The organism is Ancylobacter oerskovii (genome assembly GCF_018390555.1).
Taxonomy (GTDB): domain Bacteria; phylum Pseudomonadota; class Alphaproteobacteria; order Rhizobiales; family Xanthobacteraceae; genus Ancylobacter; species Ancylobacter oerskovii.
The window spans coordinates 83,029-98,414 of sequence record NZ_JAHBGB010000037.1; the positions used below are offsets into that span (position 1 = coordinate 83,029).

A 15,386-nucleotide genomic window follows, 5' to 3' on the forward strand; every position below is an offset into this window, starting at 1 on the left:
GTCAATCGGCCTTGGCGGCGGCCTTGCGCTTGGCTGGGGCCTTCGAGGCGGCCTTCGCCTTGGCCGGCGCCTTGCGCGCGGTGGCCTTCTTGGGGGCGGTCTCCGTGCCGGCTGCCGATTTGGCCGCGGTGCGCCGCGCCGGCTTGGCCGGGGTCGCCTCCGCCTTGGCGGCGATGAGCTCGACGGCCTGCTCCATCGTCACGGCGGCGGGATCGAGGCTCTTCGGCAGGGTGGCATTGACCTTGCCGTGGTTCACGTAAGGCCCGAAGCGGCCCGGGCGCACCGTCACCGGCCCGCCGAGGGTGGGATGCTCGCCGAGCTCGCGCCCGCCCGCCGCCGCGCCACCGCGCCGAGGGCCCTTGTTCTGCTTGTCGGCGATCAGCGCCACCGCCCGGTTGAGGCCGATGGCGAGCACGTCGTCGCCGGCATCGAGATTGGCGTAGGTCTTGCCGTGCTGCACATAGGGACCGAAGCGGCCGATGCCGGCGAGGATCGGCTGGCCGTCATCGGGATGCACGCCGATCTCCCGCGGCAGCGACAGCAGGCCGAGCGCGGTCTCGAGGTCGACATCGGCCGGGGCGAGGCCCTTGGGCAGGCTGGAGCGCTTGGGCTTCTCGCCGTCCTTGCCCTCGCCGAGCTGCAGATAGACGCCGAAGCGGCCGTCGCGGATCGTCACCTCCAGCCCGGTCACCGGGTCGGTGCCCAGCGTGCGGGTGCCGTTGGCCTCGGCCTCGCCATTCTCGCCATTCTGGGCGGCGAGGGGGCGGGTATACTTGCATTCGGGATAGTTCGAGCAGCCGATGAAGGCGCCGAACTTGCCCATCTTCAGCGACAGCCGCCCGGTGCCGCAGGTGGGGCAGACGCGCGGGTCGCTGCCGTCCTCCTTGGGCGGGAAGACGTGGGCGGTCAGCATCTCGTCGAGGGCGGAGAGCACCTCGGAAACCCGCAGATCCTTGATCTCGCCCACCGCGGCGGCGAAATCGCGCCAGAAATCGCGCAGCACCTGCTTCCAGTCGAGGTCGCCGGCGGAGATCTGGTCCAGCTTCTCCTCGAGGTCGGCGGTGAAGTCGTACTCGACATAGCGGTCGAAGAAGCTCTCCAGGAACGCCGTGACCAGACGGCCCTTGTCCTCCGGCACCAGCCGGCGCTTGTCGAGCTTCACATATTCGCGGTCGCGCAGCACGGCGAGCACCGAGGCATAGGTGGACGGCCGGCCGATGCCGAGCTCTTCCATGCGCTTGACCAGCGAGGCTTCCGAATAGCGCGGCGGCGGCTCGGTGAAGTGCTGGTCGGTGGCGATGCCCTTGTTGGCGAGCTTCTCATGCGCCGACATGGCGGGGAGGCGACGGTTCTCGTCGTCCTCCTCCTCGTCGTCGCGGCCCTCGCGATAGAGGGTGAGGAAGCCGTCGAACTTCACCACCTGGCCGGTGGCGCGCATCTCGATGTTGCGGCCGGCGGCGGTCGCGTCGATGTCGACGGTGGTGCGCTCCAGCTCGGCCGATTCCATCTGGCTGGCGATGGTGCGCAGCCAGATCAGCTCATAGAGCTTCGCCTGATCGCCCTCGAGATAGCGGATGACGTCCTTGGGCCGACGGGAGAGGTCGGTGGGACGCACGGCCTCGTGCGCCTCCTGGGCGTTCTTGGCCTTGGCGGTGTATTTGCGCGGCGCGGACGGCACGTAGCGGTCGCCATAGTCCTGGCCGATCACCGAGCGGGCGGCGGAGACCGCTTCGGGCGCCATGTCGACGCCGTCGGTACGCATATAGGTGATGAGACCGACGGTCTCGCCGCCGATGTCGACGCCTTCATACAACCGTTGCGCGATGCGCATGGTGATGGCCGGGGCCAGGCCCAGCTTGCGGCTCGCCTCCTGCTGCAGCGTCGAGGTGGTGAAGGGCGGGTAGGGGTGGCGGCGGGCGGGCTTCGCCTCGACCGAGCGCACCACGAAATCGGCTTTCTCCAGCGCTGAGCGGAAGGCGGCGGCCTCCTCGGCGGTGCCGACGTCGAGCCGGCCGATCTTCTTGCCGTCGGCGCCGACGAGGCGCGCGTCGAACACCTCGTTGCGCGGCGTCGCCAGCTTGGCGGCGATCGACCAGTACTCGCGCTTGACGAAGGTCTCGATCTCGCGCTCGCGGTCGCAGACGAGGCGCAGCGCCACCGACTGGACGCGGCCGGCCGAGCGGGCGCCGGGCAGCTTGCGCCACAGCACCGGCGACAGGGTGAAGCCGACCAGATAGTCCAGGGCACGGCGGGCGAGATAGGCGTCGACCAGGGCGGCGTCGATCATGCGCGGGTTGCGCATGGCGTCGAGCACCGCCTGCTTGGTGATGGCGTTGAAGACCACGCGCGAGATCGGCTGGTCCTTGAGCGCCCGCTTTTCCTTGAGGATTTCAAGGACGTGCCAGGAAATCGCCTCGCCTTCGCGATCCGGGTCGGTGGCGAGGATCAGGCCGTCGGACCCCTTCACCGCCCGGGCGATGTCGGACAGGCGCTTCTGCGCCTTGGGGTCGACGTCCCACAGCATGCGGAAATCGTGTTCCGGGTCGACCGAGCCATCCTTGGCGGGCAGATCGCGGACATGGCCGTAGGAGGCGATCACCTCATATCCCGGTCCGAGATATTTGTTGATCGTCTTCGCCTTGGCAGGGGATTCGACGATGACGACCTGCATGCGTCCGTAACGTCCTTCGGTTCGGTTCCAGCCCAGAAAACGGCCGGGAAAATGGGGGAGGCACACCACGCTGTCAAATGGGTGATGCACAAAACCGCCGAGTCCGGTGCGCATGACCTTCCGGCGATGTGACGTATGTGCATCCTTAGATTGTATTATATCGATAAATCAATCGGGGATGGAAATACCTCCGCTATCGATGTTAGGCTGTCGTCTCACAGCGCATGAGAAGACCGTGACCGACAAAGATCGCAACGAAACCGACGGGTCGACCGAGGCGGCCGTCTATATCGAAGCACTTGCCGCCGAACTGGCCAGGATCGCCGCGGCAAACCGGCTGTACACGCTGCAGCATATCCTCGACATGGCCCGCGAGGAGGCGGCTTCCATCGCCCGGCCGGATAGGGGCGGCGATCCTTCGTTCAGATGAGCGAGACCGCATTGCCGGCATGGCGTTCCAGCCGTCCGGCGAGTTCGAGTTCGAGCAGCACCACCTGCACCTCGCCCGCCGGGCGGCCCGACAGCACCACCAGATCATCTATGCCGACGGGCGAGGGGCCGAGCAGCGTAAGGATCCGGCCGCGTGCATCGTCCGCCGGCTCGGCATAATCCGATCCCTCGCTCCCTTCCTGCGGGCCGGCAGGCGGTTCCAGCCGTCCGATCAGCGGGCGCAGCACGTCGATGATGTCAGCCACGTCCGTGACCAGCGCCGCGCCCTGCTTGATGAGCGCATTGGTACCGCCCGCCCGCGGATCGAGCGGCGAGCCCGGCACGGCGAACACCTCGCGCCCCTGCTCGCCGGCGAGGCGGGCGGTGATGAGCGAGCCGGAGCGCTCCGCCGCCTCCACCACCACCACGCCGAGCGAGAGACCCGAGACCAGCCGGTTGCGGCGCGGGAAATCGCGGGCACGCGCCTCCCAGCCCATCGGCATTTCCGACAGCACCGCGCCCTGCTCGGCGATGCGCGCCTGCAGCGCCTCGTTCTCCCGCGGATAGGGGCGGTCATGCGCGCCGGCGATGACGGCGATGGTGCCGGTGGACAGGCTCGCCTCATGCGCGGTGGTGTCGATGCCGCGGGCGAGGCCGGAGGCGACCACCCAGCCGGCGTCGCCGAGGCCGCGGACGAGCCGCGCCGTCATGGTACGTCCGGCGCCGGAGGCGTTGCGCGAGCCCACCACGGCCACCGTCGGCTCGGTCAGCAGTTCCGCCCGGCCGCGGAGCGCGATGAGGGGCGGGGGATCGTCGATGGCACGCAGCGGCGGTGGGTAATCCGGCTCGCCAATGGCGATGAAGCGCCCGTTCAGGCGGGCGAGGGCGGCGATCTCGTCCTCCGCTTCGGCCGGCGAGGGGATGCGCGGGGGGATCAGGCTGCCGCCGCGCCGGGCGAGGCCCGGCAGGGCCTCAAGGGCCGCGCGGGCGCCGCCGAAGCGGTTCACGAGGTTGCGGAAGGCGCGGGGGCCGACATTCTCGGTGCGAATGAGGCGAAGCCAGTCGCGACGCTGCTCGTCGTCGAGGCGCATGCCGGAGCCCGCCTTCTGCCCGGCCATGGATCAGCCTTTCGCGCCGATGCGGCTTTCCGTACCGGCCAGCAACCGGCGGATGTTCTCGCGGTGCATGAACCACAGCATCACCGTCAGCAGCGCCAGCAGCAGGGCGAGGGCGGAACTGGCCAGCACCAGCGCGGCGAGGACGGTGGCGGCGGTGGCGCAGAGCGCGGCGAGCGAGGAGTAGCGGAACAGCCGGGCGACGCCGAGCCAGACGATCGCGAACACCACCGCCAGCGGCCAGTAGAGGCCCAGCGTCACGCCGAGAAAGGTGGCGACGCCCTTGCCGCCCCGGAAGCCCAGCCACACCGGGAACAGATGGCCGAGAAAGGCTCCGAGCGCCGCCACGAGCGAAGCCTCGAAGCCGAACAGCCGCGCGGCGAGCAGCACCGCCACCGTGCCTTTCAGCGCGTCGCCCAGCAGGGTGGCGGCGGCCAGGCCCTTGCGCCCGGTGCGCAGCACATTGGTGGCGCCGATATTGCCGGAGCCGATGGAGCGGATGTCCTGGGTGCCGGCGAGACGGGTGAGGACGAGGCCGAACGGGATCGAACCCAGCAGATAGCCGAGCGCCAGGGCGAGCAGGCCGGCAAGGGGAGGCAGCGACCACGTCATGGGTTGACCTTAAAGGCGGGCGAGCGTCATGGCGATGAGGGGCGCGGCGTCCACCATCGGCAATTCACACGTATTCGTAGACGGTGCGGCCGCCGACCAGCGTGCGCACCACCCGTCCCTCGAAGCGCGATTCGTCGAAGGGGGTGTTGAGGCAGCGCGACTTCAGTGCCGCCGCCTCCAGGATCCACGCCTCGTCGGGAGCGATGACGGCGATATCGGCAGGGCGGCCCGGGCGCAGCGTGCCGGCCTCGAGGCCGAGCAGTTCCGCCGGGCGCGTGGACAGGGAGCGGATGAGCGCCGCCAGCCCCACAGTGCCGTCATTCACCAGCCTGAGGCCGGCGGCGAGCATGGTCTCCAGCCCGATGGCGCCGAAGGCGGCCTCGGAGAAGGGCAGGCGCTTGACCTCGACGTCCTGCGGGTTGTGGTCGGAGACCACGACGTCGATCAGCCCCTCGTCCAGCGCGGCCGCCAGCGCGAGGCGATCCTCTTCCGAGCGCAGCGGTGGCGCCAGCTTGAAGAAGGTCCGGTAGCCGACGACGTCGCGCTCGTTGAGCGTCAGATGGTTGATCGAGGCCGAGGCGGTGACGTTCAGGCCGGCGTCCTTGGCCCGGCGCAGCACGTCCAGCGATTCGACGCAGGTGAGTGAGGCGGCGTGGTAGCGCCCGCCGGTCATGTCGGCGAGGCGCACGTCGCGCTCCAGCACGATCGCCTCCGCCGCCTTGGGGGTGCCGGCGAGGCCGAGGCGAGCGGCGAGCTCGCCCTCGTTCATCACCCCTTCGCCGGTCAGGTCGGCGTCCTCGGTGTGGTGGACGATCAGCGCGTCGAACATGCGGGCATAGGTGAGGGCGCGGCGCAGCACCTGGGCCGAGCGCACCGAGCGGGCGCCATCGGTGAAGGCGACGGCGCCGGCGGCCTGCAACAGGCCGATCTCGGTCATCTCGCGGCCTTCGAGGCCCTTGGTGAGCGCCGCCATCGGGTGCACGCGCACGATGGCGGTGTCGCGGGCGCGGCGCTGCAGGAAGTCGACGATGGCCGGCTCGTCGATGGCGGGGTCGGTATCGGGCTGACAGATGATGGTGGTGACACCGCCCGCCGCCGCCGCCTGGCTCGCCGAGGCCAGAGTCTCGCGGTGTTCGGCGCCCGGCTCGCCGATGAAGGCGCGCATGTCGACCAGGCCGGGAACGACGAGCCTGCCGCGGCAATCCACCACCTCGGTGCCGTCGGGCAGGCCGGTCGCGGCGAGGCCCGGCGCGAGGTCCTTGACGAGGCCGTCGGCGACGAGGAGGTCGCCGACGATGTCGAGATCGCGCGAGGGGTCGAGGATGCGGGCTCCCGCCAGGAGGACCGGACGGATATCAGGCATTTGGCAGGTTCCGCGACAATGCATCGAGGACGGCCATGCGGACCGCCACGCCCATTTCCACCTGCTCGCGGATCAGCGACTGCGCGCCGTCCGCGACCGCCGAATCGATCTCGACGCCGCGATTCATCGGGCCGGGATGCATCACCAGCGCATCGGGCTTGGCGTAGCGGAGCTTGGCCTCGTCGAGGCCCCAGAAGTGGAAATATTCCTTCACCGACGGCACGAAGGAGCCGTTCATCCGCTCGCGCTGCAGGCGCAGCATCATGACGATGTCGACCTCGTCGAGGCCGGTGCGCATGTCGTGATGCACCTCGACGCCGAAGCGCTCGACGTCGCGCGGCAGCAGGGTGCGCGGCGCCACCACCCGCACCGTCGCGCCAAGTGCCTGGAGCAACAGGATATTCGAGCGGGCGACCCGCGAATGGGTGATGTCGCCGCAAATGGCGACCGTCAGTCCTTCGATGCGGCCCTTGTTGCGGCGGATGGTCAGCGCGTCGAGCAGCGCCTGGGTGGGGTGTTCATGGGCGCCGTCGCCCGCATTCACCACCGCGCAATCGACCTTGCGCGCGAGCAGTTCCACCGCGCCTGACGCGCTGTGGCGGACGATCAGCACGTCCGGGTGCATGGCGTTGAGCGTGGCGGCGGTGTCGATCAGCGTCTCGCCCTTCTTGAGCGAGGAATTGGCGACCGCCATGTTCATCACATCCGCCCCGAGCCGCTTGCCGGCGAGCTCGAAGGAGGACTGGGTGCGGGTGGAAGCCTCGAAGAACAGGTTGATCTGCGTGCGGCCACGCAGGGTCGCGCGCTTCTTCTCGACCTGCCGGTTGAGGGTCACGAATTCCTCGGCGAGGTCGAGCAATCCGGTGATCTCGTCGGGGGCGAGGCCCTCGATCCCGAGAAGGTGCCGGCGTGCAAGCGTGAAATTGGCAGTCGGGTTCGATGTCATATCGAAGTCGGCTGGATAGACGCAGCCGCCGTGCCCCGCAAGCCTTTATCGGCCCTCGGCGCCGATATTCCCCGCAGGAATGGCTTCGCCGCCGCCGATCCGGTGGCGGACCAGGGGCTGGAACCGAAGACGGGCGGGGAACTCGCCGAGAAATTTCTTATAAACGAGATTAGAAATATGAAATAAGTACCTGTTATATAATGTATGCGGCGATATAGACGACCAGCGGCATGGTGATGGCGGCGAGCAGGCTCTGGATCGTCAGCATTTCGGCCAGCAAGGGCACGTCCCCGCCCATCTGCCGCGCCAGCACATAGCCGTTCGGCGCGGTGGGCACAGAGGACACGATGGCGATGACCAAGAGGTTTTCCTCGCGCAGCCCGAGCGCATAGCCGAGCGACACCGCGATCGCCGGCAGCACGGCGAGCTTGAAGATGCAGGAAACCAGCGTCGCGGCGCGCGGCCGGTGCAGGCTTTCAATGCGCAGTCCGGCACCGACGACCAGCAGCCCGAGCGCGAGGGAGGAGCGGCCGAGGATGTCGACGAAGCTGATCAGGACCGGTGGGATCAGCGAATAGACCTCGTGGAGCAGGCCGCCGGCGGCGCAGGACCAGACATAGGGATTGCGCAGGACCTGATCGAACACGGTCAGGGAGCGGTTTTCCTCGGAGCGGGCGCCGTGCCGGGCGAGGACCGCGACCGACATGATGTTGAGCAGCGGGATCATCACCGCCAGTCCCACCGAGGACACGGCGAGGCCCTTGGGGCCGGCCATCCCGCCGGACACCGCCAGCGCGACATAGGAGTTCCAGCGCACGGAGGCCTGGAAAAGCGAGGTGAAGGAAGGACTTGCGAGCGCCAGCCGGCGGCTGAGCGGCAGGCGCAGCAGGATCAGCGCCAGGCCCAGCCCGGCAATGGAGATGAACAGCGTGGTGCTGACGCCGATCACCGCCACGCCGCCGAGATCGGCGCGGGCGATGGAGATCACGATCAGCGAGGGAAACAATATGTAGTAGGTGAGCTTCTCCATGCCCACCCAATGCATGTTGTCGGTCAGCAGCGTCCGCCTCAGCACGGCGCCGAGGGCGATGATCAGGAACACCGGGATGAGCGCGCCGAGAACGCCGGCCATGCTTAGCCGTCCGCCAGGAAGCGCAGGCGATCGAGGGCGCCCTGAAGGATGAAGGCGGCGGCGTGCTGGTCCACCACCGCCGCGCGCTTGGCCCGGCTGACATCGGCCCCGATGAGGTCGCGCTGCACGGCCGCGGTGCTAAGCCTTTCATCCCACAGGATAATCGGCAACTCGGTGAGTTTGGCGAAATTGCGGGCGAAGGCGCGGGTGGACTGGGCGCGCGGGCCTTCGCTGCCGTCCATGTTCACCGGCAGGCCGAGCACGAAGCCGACCGCGCCGCGCTCGCCGGCGAGCTTGAGGACGCGGGCGGCATCGGGGGTAAACTGTTTGCGCGCAACGGTTTCCACCGCCGCGGCGAGGCGCCGCTCGGGATCGCAGCTGGCGATGCCGATGGTCTTGGTGCCGAGGTCGAGGCCGAGCAGCCCGCCGCGTGGGGGGAGCTGGCCGGCGGCTTCCTCGATGCGGAGAATGGGGGCGGTCATGGCATCTGCGCTACCATGCCGGGCGGGGGTGCGCCAGAGCGTCCGCCGGTCCGGTGGGGTGTACGATGCGGCCGATTCCGCCGTGGAATGGCCGATGCGGCCGAAAACTCCGGCTTGAGCCCGTCGCAGGGCGCCCTATGTTGCGCTCATCCTCGGCAGCCAGAGAGATATTCCATGAAGATTACGTGGTTCGGGCACTCCGCCTTCCGCCTCGACATCGCCGGCAAGGTGGTGCTGATCGACCCCTTCCTGTCCGGCAATCCGGGCTTCGGCTCGAGCCGCGACGTGGCGGTGCTGGGCACCACCCATGTGCTGCTGACCCACGGCCATGGCGACCATGTCGGCGACACGGTGTCGATCGCCGAGGCGACGGGGGCGACGGTGGTGGCCAATGCCGACCTCGCCGCCTGGCTGGGGCTGCAGGGGGTGAAGACGCTGGAGATGATGAACACCGGCGGCACCATCGGCCTCGACGGCTTCTCGGTGACCATGGTGCGCGCCGACCACTCCTCCGGCGCGCTGGTGGACGGCACCTCCGCCTATCTCGGCAATGCCAACGGGTTGATCGTGCATGCTCCCGGCGAGCCGACCGTCTGGCACATGGGCGACACCGACATCTTCTCCGACATGGAGCTGATCGCCGAGATCCACCGGCCGGAAATCGTCATCGTGCCGATCGGCAACCGCTTCACCATGGGCCCGGAGACGGCGGCGCTGGCGGTGAAGCGCTTCCTGCCGGGGCTGACGGTGATTCCCTGCCATTACGGCTCCTTCCCGATGCTGGAGCCCAATGCCGACCGCTTCGTCGGCTTCGTCGGCGGCGAGGCGAGCGTGCATGTGCTGAAGAGCGGCGAGCCGAAGGAGTTCGCCAAGGGCTGAGGCGGGACGGCGGGAAGAGTCCCGCCGTCCCGCCTCCACGGGAGGCGCGGGCGCTCAGCCCCGCGCCATGCCGGCCCGGCGCACCGCCTGCGCCTGCATCAGGAAGGCGCAGGCGATGAAATCCCGCAGCGCCTCCTCCAGCGCCGGCGCGGCGACGGCGCCGCCGCGCGGATCGGGGCGATGCAGCAGCCCGGCTTCCTCGCCGGCCCGCAGCATGCCGAGCACATGCGAGCGGGAGACGCCGAACTGCCGGGCGAGATGAGCGATCGGCGGCGGCGTGCCGTCCTCGGCGGTGCCCATCAGCGACAGGGCGATGACGATGCCGGCATCCCTGTCGGCGAAGGGCGCCAGCACCGGCACCTCGTCCAGCAGCCGCCAGCCGGCGCGGAACGGGCTGAGCAGCGCCTCGACGTAAAGCGGCAGGAAGGCGGGATCATCGAGCCCCGCGAGGCCGGCCGCGCCCTCCGGCATGAAGGCCGCCATCGGCTCCAGCAAGGCGCGCCAGCGGCGGCGATGCATGTCGACGAAGCGCGGCGTGGCGGCGAGCCGCTTCAGCCGCCGGTCCGGCATCGGCACCGCCTCCACCAGCCCGAGCAGCCGGAAAGCCGCCAGCACCGCCCCGGCGCGGCCGGGGCTGCAAATGCCGAGCGCCGCGGCCTCCGCCTTCAGCCGCCCGGCGGTGAGCCCGTCGCGCCCGCCACCGGGCGGTTCCAGATGCAGGGCCAAAGCGAGCAGCGACAGCAGGAAGCGCCCGCGATCGTTGAGCAGGCGGTTCATCACCGCGCTGCCGCGATAGGTGGCGACGATGCCCGCCGCCGCCTGCCGTGCCGCGGCCGGAAAACGGGGATCGGCACGCAGCGCCGGCAGGTTCGGCCGGGCCGGCGGCGCGGTGGCGTCGAGCATGGCGGCCCTCCCTCAGGCGATGCGGCCGAGACGGAGCCCGGTACAGTTGGAGCGCGCCGGCCCCGCCTCCGGCGGACGACAGCCTCCACTGCCGCGAATGCGACCAATAATCGCCATTGAACCGGTGCGGCGTCCACTGTTCGATCCGCGCCACCCCCGCCGCGAAGGAGGAGAGGCCGCCATGATCGCGCCCGCCCGACGCCTGCGCCGCCTGGCGCGCCCTATCCGGCCTCGGCCCGCCGCGGCGGCGGCCGCGCTCGCCGGCATGCTGCTGCTGGCCGCGGGACCGGCGCAGGCCGTGGTCTACTGCACCGGGCCCGGCTATCCGGCCGGCTGCGTGGTGCGGCCCGCGCCGGTGGCGGTCCACTGCACCCGGCCGGGCTACCCGGTCGGCTGCGTCGCCAAGCCGGCGGCCCGGCCGGCGGCGGCGGCGGCGACGCCCGGTGTCGGCGCGCCCGGCGTCGGGGTGCAGCCGCTCAATCGCGGCGGCCCGGTCAACCGCCTCGGCGTGCGGTGAGCCGGCCCGTTCCGACACCAGGAGACATCCGATGATCGACGTCGCTCGCCCGTCCCCGCGCCCACGCCTGCGCTTCGCCGGGCTCGCCGGCTTGCTCGTTCCCGCCCTGGCGCTTCTCGGCCTGCCGGCCCATGCCGACAAGGCGGCGGCCGATGCCTGCGCCGCCGGGCTGAATGCCGACGGCAAGGCGATCTATGCCGCCAGCATCTCCGCCGTCGCGGCGGGCGGGGACGTGCGCTCGGTGGTCGGCGACAAGGCCCGCGCGCTGGTGATGGACGGCAAGGTGAGCCGGGCCAATGCCCGCCCGGCCGCCGAGGCGGCGGGACAGTGCCTGGTGCGGGCCGGCGGGTGAGGGGGCTCCCCACCCGCGACGGCGGGCCGGGGAGATTCGGCGGACGGGCCTGATGCCGCCTGCGGGAAAAGGAGCGCGGGAGCGCCGTCGAGGCGCGAGCGGGAAGGGGCTTCCGGCGCGTCCTTCTGCTGTCGAAGCGCCCTCAGCCGGCCTTCCTGCCGCCGGGGAGCGAGACACTCCGGTGCTCTGCCCGACGGAGGAATCCCGAGGGGGATTTCCGCGGGAGGACGGGCGATGAGCCGGGGGAAGGGCCGGCGGTGCGTTGCGGGACGCGCCGCCGGCCTGCTATACGGCGCGGCAGCAGTTTCACGTCGTATCGGGAATTCGGATGTCGGTCGATCAGGCGACGGTCCGGCGGGTGGCGCATCTCGCGCGCATCGCCGTCACCGAGGAAGAAGTGGTCCATCTCCAGGGCGAGCTCAACGCCATCCTCGCCTTTGTCGACGAGCTCGCCGAGGTGAATGTCGAGGGCGTCGAGCCGATGACCAGCATCACCCCGATGACGCTGCCGTTGCGCGCCGACGTGGTGACGGACGGCTTCTACCCCGAGCGGGTGCTCGCCAACGCCCCGGCGGCCGAGGACGGCTTCTTCGCCGTGCCGAAGGTGGTGGAGTGAGCGAGATGAGCGAGCTGACCCGCCTCACCCTGACCGCCGCCCATGAGGGGCTGGCGCAGGGCCATTTCACCGCCACCGAGCTGACCCAGGCCTATCTCGACGCCATCGAGGCCGCCGGCGCGCTCAACGCCTATGTACTGGCCACCCCGGAAAAGGCGCTGGAGATGGCGAAGGCCAGCGACGCGCGGCTCGCCAGCGGCGAGGCCGGCCCCCTGGAGGGCATCCCGCTCGGCGTGAAGGACAATTATGCCGTCGAAGGCGTGCGCACCACCGCCGGCTCCAGCATCCTCAAGCATTTCGTGCCGCCCTACGAATCCACCGTCACCGCCAATCTGTGGCGCGACGGCGCGGTGCTGCTGGGCAAGCTGAACCAGGACGAGTTCGCCATGGGCTCGTCCACCGAGACCAGCGCCTTCGGCGCCACGGTGAACCCCTGGCGGCGCGAGGGCTCCTCGGCGCCGCTGGTGCCGGGCGGCTCCTCCGGCGGCTCGGCGGCGGCGGTGGCGGCGCATCTCGCCGCCGGCGCGGCCGGCACCGATACCGGCGGCTCGATCCGCCAGCCGGCGGCGTTCACCGGCACGGTCGGCATCAAGCCGACCTATGGCCGCTGCTCGCGCTGGGGCATCATCGCCTATGCCTCCTCGCTCGACCAGGCCGGGCCGATCGCCCGCTCAGTGAACGACGCGGCGCTGCTGCTGCGCTCCATGGCCGGGCACGACCCGAAGGATTCGACGAGCGCCAAGCTGCCGGTGCCGGACTACGAGGCGGCGGTGGGCGGCTCGGTGAAGGGCATGCGCATCGGCATCCCCCGGGAATACCGCGTCGACGGCATGTCCGGCGAGATCGCCAGCCTGTGGGACGAGGGCGCGCAATGGCTGCGCGACGCCGGCGCCGAGGTGGTGGAGATCAGCCTGCCGCACAGCAAATACGCGCTGCCGGCCTATTACATCGTGGCGCTGGCCGAGGCGTCGTCGAACCTCGCGCGCTATGACGGCGTGCGCTATGGCGAGCGGGTGCCGGGCCGCGACATCGTCGAGATGTACGAGAAGACCCGCGCGGACGGCTTCGGCGCGGAAGTGCGCCGGCGCATCATGATCGGCACCTATGTGCTCTCCGCCGGCTATTACGACGCCTATTACGTGCGGGCGCAGAAGGTGCGCACGCTGATCAAGCGCGACTTCGAGACGGTGTTCGCCGCAGGCATCGACGCGGTGCTGGCGCCGGCCACCCCGTCGCCGGCCTTCGGCATCGGCGAGAAGTCCGGCGCCGATCCGGTGGAGATGTACCTGCAGGACGTGTTCACGGTGACGCTGAACATGGCCGGCCTGCCGGGCATCGCGGTGCCGGCCGGGCTGTCTGGCGAGGGGCTGCCGCTCGGGCTGCAGCTGATCGGCCGGCCGTTCGGCGAGGAGGCGCTGTTCTCGCTCGGCCAGGTGATCGAGGAGGCCGCCGGCCGCTTCACCTGCCCGGACGAATGGTGGCGGTGATGGCGCGCCTGCTGCCCGAGAACGAGCGCGCGCTGGCGCCCTTCCGGGCGGAGATCGACGCGCTCGACGCGCAGATGGTGGAGCTGCTCGCCCGCCGCTTCGAGGTGGTGAAGCACGTCATCGCGGTGAAGAAGGCCGAGGGGCTGGCCGCGCTGCTGCCGGAGCGGGTCGAGGACGTGGTGGAGAAGGTATCCGCCGCCGCCGAGACCAAGGGCGTGCCGCCCGAGCTCGCCGAGAAGCTGTGGCGGGTGCTGATCCAGTGGGTGGTCGACTACGAGAACGAGCGGCTGGGATAGGCGGGGCGCCGGCGGACGCCGGGTGTCTCGCGTGCTTTCCTTCTCGGGCCCTCTCTTCGCTCCGTCTTTCCTCAATCTCCATGGGAGATGACGCCTGCCGCCCGGGCGCCTGGGCCGAAGGCCGGCTCGGTGGGGCCGTGTGACGCACACGTCGTCATGGCCGGGCTCGACCCGGCCATCCACGTCCTGGGCCGCTCAAGGGAAGGCGTGGATGCCCGGCACAAGGCCGGGCATGACGGTGCTCCGCGTTCGAGTGGCCGGATGCGGTCTGGTGTCTCTCCCTCTCCCCCATGGGAGGAAGGTGCTCATTTGGTGGCTCCCGTTCTTTCCTTCCCTCTCCCCGGTGGGGAGAAGGTGGCCCGCGTAAGCGGGGCGGTGAGGGGGACGACATGGGCAGGCCAACACGGGTAGGCCAACATGGGGAGGCCAAGAAGGCCCCTCACCCCAGCCCTCTCCCCGACGGGGAGAGAGGGCTTCGTTGCTCCTTGGTTTGGCGGTCGGGGTGGATGGCCGGGACAGGCGCGGGGCGGGGAACTGCTGCGAAGATCCTATGGCGCGGGGCGGCGGCGTGCTTTGAGCGGGGCGTCCGGCACCCGGCCGGCGCGTGAAGCGGCGGCGTTCCCGCCGGGGACGTGATCCGTGTTCCTCTCCGAACTCATGGCGGTCGGTGCCGCCAGCTGCATCGCGCTGAGCGCCATGTTCGTCAGCGAGCTGAACGGGCGCGTCGGGCTGTTCCGCCTGACCCGCTGGCAGATGAGCGCCGCCTTCGCGATGAACGCCGCGATCGCCACCGCGCTCGGGGGCTGGGGCAGCCTCGGCGCGCCGCAGCTGGGATTGCTGGCGGCCTCCGGCCTGTTCGGCATCGTCATCGCCAGCACCACCTATTTCGCCGCCATCTACACCGCCGGGCCGCGCATCACCGCGCTGCTGTTCTCGCTGACCTCGCCCTTCGCGCTGGCGCTCGGCTATCTCGTCTTCGGCGAGACCATCAGCGGGCGGCAGGGGCTGGGCGTCGCGCTGGTGCTGGCCGGGGTGGCGCTGGCGGTCGGCGTGCCGCGGCGCCGCGCCGAACGGCCGGTGGTGCCGGCGCCGGAAGGCGCGCCCCGGCCGAGAGGGCGCGGCTTCGCTACCGGCTGGGCCGGCATCGCGCTCGGCGTGGTGACGGCGCTGGGGCAGGCGCTCGGCAATCTGTTCGCCCGGCCGGCCATGGCCGCGGGGGTGGAGCCCTTCGCGGCGATGGCGGTGCGCTCGGGCCTGGCGGCGGCCTTCTTCGTGGCGCTGGCGGTGTTTCCCTTCGCGCGCACCGACACCGCGCCGGCGACGCTGCGCAATGTCGGTACCGCGGTGGCCTCCTCCTTCTTCGGCACGGTGATGGGCATGGCGCTGCTGATGGCGGCGCTGGCCGGCGGCGATGTCGGGGTGGTCTCGACGCTGTCCTCCATCGCGCCGGTGGCGATCCTGCCGATGGTGTGGCTGCGCTCCGGCGTGGCGCCGGCGGCTTCCGCCTGGATCGGCGCGGCGGTGGCCATTCTCGGCACCGGGCTGATCAGCATCGGCTGAGCCCGGCCCGACGGGGCCGAGAGCTG

16 protein-coding genes are annotated in these 15,386 nt (G+C 70.5%); 8 read left to right on the plus strand and 8 right to left on the minus strand.

Annotated features, from left to right (window positions below; genetic code table 11):
* Nucleotide 1: 1 nt before the first annotated feature.
* Nucleotides 2-2,671, minus strand: a complete 2,670-nt coding sequence (topA, locus tag KHC19_RS16960) for a type I DNA topoisomerase (RefSeq protein WP_213353578.1) — start codon at nt 2,669-2,671, stop codon at nt 2-4.
* A 235-nt stretch (nt 2,672-2,906) separates the two neighbouring features.
* Between topA and KHC19_RS16965 the strand changes: the two genes are divergently transcribed.
* Nucleotides 2,907-3,101, plus strand: coding sequence for a hypothetical protein (locus tag KHC19_RS16965; RefSeq protein WP_213353580.1), 195 nt, complete (start codon nt 2,907-2,909; stop codon nt 3,099-3,101).
* Here KHC19_RS16965 and dprA read toward each other — a convergent pair.
* The 6 genes from dprA to ruvX form a co-directional block, all read right to left on the minus strand.
* Complete coding sequence (dprA, locus tag KHC19_RS16970) at nt 3,094-4,218, minus strand: DNA-processing protein DprA (RefSeq protein WP_246549052.1); 1,125 nt, start codon at nt 4,216-4,218, stop codon at nt 3,094-3,096. The genes KHC19_RS16965 and dprA overlap by 8 nt on opposite strands.
* A 3-nt stretch (nt 4,219-4,221) precedes the next feature.
* A complete protein-coding gene (plsY, locus tag KHC19_RS16975; RefSeq protein WP_213353582.1) occupies nt 4,222-4,827 on the minus strand; it encodes a glycerol-3-phosphate 1-O-acyltransferase PlsY in 606 nt (201 codons plus the stop codon).
* 64 nt (nt 4,828-4,891) lie between these two features.
* On the minus strand, nt 4,892-6,190 hold the full coding sequence (locus KHC19_RS16980) for a dihydroorotase (protein WP_213353584.1): 1,299 nt from the start codon (nt 6,188-6,190) through the stop codon (nt 4,892-4,894).
* Nucleotides 6,183-7,136, minus strand: coding sequence for an aspartate carbamoyltransferase catalytic subunit (locus KHC19_RS16985; protein ID WP_213353586.1), 954 nt, complete (start codon nt 7,134-7,136; stop codon nt 6,183-6,185). Before KHC19_RS16985 ends, KHC19_RS16980 begins: the two co-directional genes overlap by 8 nt.
* Nucleotides 7,137-7,329: 193 nt before the next feature.
* On the minus strand, nt 7,330-8,268 hold the full coding sequence (locus KHC19_RS16990) for an AEC family transporter (protein ID WP_213353588.1): 939 nt from the start codon (nt 8,266-8,268) through the stop codon (nt 7,330-7,332).
* A 2-nt stretch (nt 8,269-8,270) separates the two neighbouring features.
* Nucleotides 8,271-8,750 carry a Holliday junction resolvase RuvX gene (gene ruvX, locus KHC19_RS16995; RefSeq protein ID WP_213353590.1) on the minus strand — a complete coding sequence of 160 codons (480 nt, stop codon included), beginning with the start codon at nt 8,748-8,750 and terminating at the stop codon, nt 8,271-8,273.
* Nucleotides 8,751-8,924: 174 nt separating this feature from the next.
* Between ruvX and KHC19_RS17000 the strand changes: the two genes are divergently transcribed.
* Complete coding sequence (locus KHC19_RS17000) at nt 8,925-9,629, plus strand: metal-dependent hydrolase (RefSeq protein WP_213353591.1); 705 nt, start codon at nt 8,925-8,927, stop codon at nt 9,627-9,629.
* Between the two features lie 54 nt (nt 9,630-9,683).
* On the opposite strand, the gene KHC19_RS17005 is transcribed toward KHC19_RS17000, so the two are convergent.
* Complete coding sequence (locus KHC19_RS17005; protein ID WP_213353593.1) at nt 9,684-10,532, minus strand: hypothetical protein; 849 nt, start codon at nt 10,530-10,532, stop codon at nt 9,684-9,686.
* A gap of 265 nt (nt 10,533-10,797) precedes the next feature.
* On the opposite strand from KHC19_RS17005, the gene KHC19_RS17010 reads away from it, so the two are divergent.
* The 6 genes from KHC19_RS17010 to KHC19_RS17035 all read left to right on the plus strand — a co-directional run bounded on the left by KHC19_RS17010 (nt 10,798) and on the right by KHC19_RS17035 (nt 15,360).
* Nucleotides 10,798-11,049 carry a hypothetical protein gene (locus tag KHC19_RS17010; protein ID WP_246549100.1) on the plus strand — a complete coding sequence of 84 codons (252 nt, stop codon included), beginning with the start codon at nt 10,798-10,800 and terminating at the stop codon, nt 11,047-11,049.
* A 31-nt stretch (nt 11,050-11,080) separates the two neighbouring features.
* On the plus strand, nt 11,081-11,401 hold the full coding sequence (locus tag KHC19_RS17015; RefSeq protein WP_246549053.1) for a hypothetical protein: 321 nt from the start codon (nt 11,081-11,083) through the stop codon (nt 11,399-11,401).
* Between the two features lie 328 nt (nt 11,402-11,729).
* Complete coding sequence (gatC, locus tag KHC19_RS17020; protein ID WP_213353597.1) at nt 11,730-12,017, plus strand: Asp-tRNA(Asn)/Glu-tRNA(Gln) amidotransferase subunit GatC; 288 nt, start codon at nt 11,730-11,732, stop codon at nt 12,015-12,017.
* Nucleotides 12,018-12,022: 5 nt separating this feature from the next.
* On the plus strand, nt 12,023-13,504 hold the full coding sequence (gene gatA, locus KHC19_RS17025) for an Asp-tRNA(Asn)/Glu-tRNA(Gln) amidotransferase subunit GatA (RefSeq protein WP_213353599.1): 1,482 nt from the start codon (nt 12,023-12,025) through the stop codon (nt 13,502-13,504).
* Nucleotides 13,504-13,800 carry a chorismate mutase gene (locus KHC19_RS17030; protein ID WP_213353601.1) on the plus strand — a complete coding sequence of 99 codons (297 nt, stop codon included), beginning with the start codon at nt 13,504-13,506 and terminating at the stop codon, nt 13,798-13,800. Before gatA ends, KHC19_RS17030 begins: the two co-directional genes overlap by 1 nt.
* Before the next feature lie 639 nt (nt 13,801-14,439).
* Nucleotides 14,440-15,360 (plus strand): DMT family transporter, encoded by a 921-nt coding sequence (locus KHC19_RS17035; protein ID WP_213353603.1) that lies wholly within the window; start codon nt 14,440-14,442, stop codon nt 15,358-15,360.
* The last annotated feature ends 26 nt before the right edge of the window (nt 15,361-15,386 follow it).

Bases quoted from the DNA above. Each gene is read 5' to 3' on its own strand.
- KHC19_RS17010 (WP_246549100.1), top strand. From the start codon at position 10,798: ATGCTGCTGCTGGCCGCGGGACCGGCGCAGGCCGTGGTCTACTGCACC.
- plsY (WP_213353582.1), bottom strand. From the start codon at position 4,827: ATGACGTGGTCGCTGCCTCCCCTTGCCGGCCTGCTCGCCCTGGCGCTC.
- KHC19_RS17000 (WP_213353591.1), top strand. From the start codon at position 8,925: ATGAAGATTACGTGGTTCGGGCACTCCGCCTTCCGCCTCGACATCGCC.
- ruvX (WP_213353590.1), bottom strand. From the start codon at position 8,750: ATGACCGCCCCCATTCTCCGCATCGAGGAAGCCGCCGGCCAGCTCCCC.
- topA (WP_213353578.1), bottom strand. From the start codon at position 2,671: ATGCAGGTCGTCATCGTCGAATCCCCTGCCAAGGCGAAGACGATCAAC.
- KHC19_RS17015 (WP_246549053.1), top strand. From the start codon at position 11,081: ATGATCGACGTCGCTCGCCCGTCCCCGCGCCCACGCCTGCGCTTCGCC.
- gatA (WP_213353599.1), top strand. From the start codon at position 12,023: ATGAGCGAGCTGACCCGCCTCACCCTGACCGCCGCCCATGAGGGGCTG.
- KHC19_RS16980 (WP_213353584.1), bottom strand. From the start codon at position 6,190: ATGCCTGATATCCGTCCGGTCCTCCTGGCGGGAGCCCGCATCCTCGAC.
- KHC19_RS17005 (WP_213353593.1), bottom strand. From the start codon at position 10,532: ATGCTCGACGCCACCGCGCCGCCGGCCCGGCCGAACCTGCCGGCGCTG.
- KHC19_RS16985 (WP_213353586.1), bottom strand. From the start codon at position 7,136: ATGACATCGAACCCGACTGCCAATTTCACGCTTGCACGCCGGCACCTT.
- KHC19_RS16990 (WP_213353588.1), bottom strand. From the start codon at position 8,268: ATGGCCGGCGTTCTCGGCGCGCTCATCCCGGTGTTCCTGATCATCGCC.
- dprA (WP_246549052.1), bottom strand. From the start codon at position 4,218: ATGGCCGGGCAGAAGGCGGGCTCCGGCATGCGCCTCGACGACGAGCAG.
- gatC (WP_213353597.1), top strand. From the start codon at position 11,730: ATGTCGGTCGATCAGGCGACGGTCCGGCGGGTGGCGCATCTCGCGCGC.
- KHC19_RS17030 (WP_213353601.1), top strand. From the start codon at position 13,504: ATGGCGCGCCTGCTGCCCGAGAACGAGCGCGCGCTGGCGCCCTTCCGG.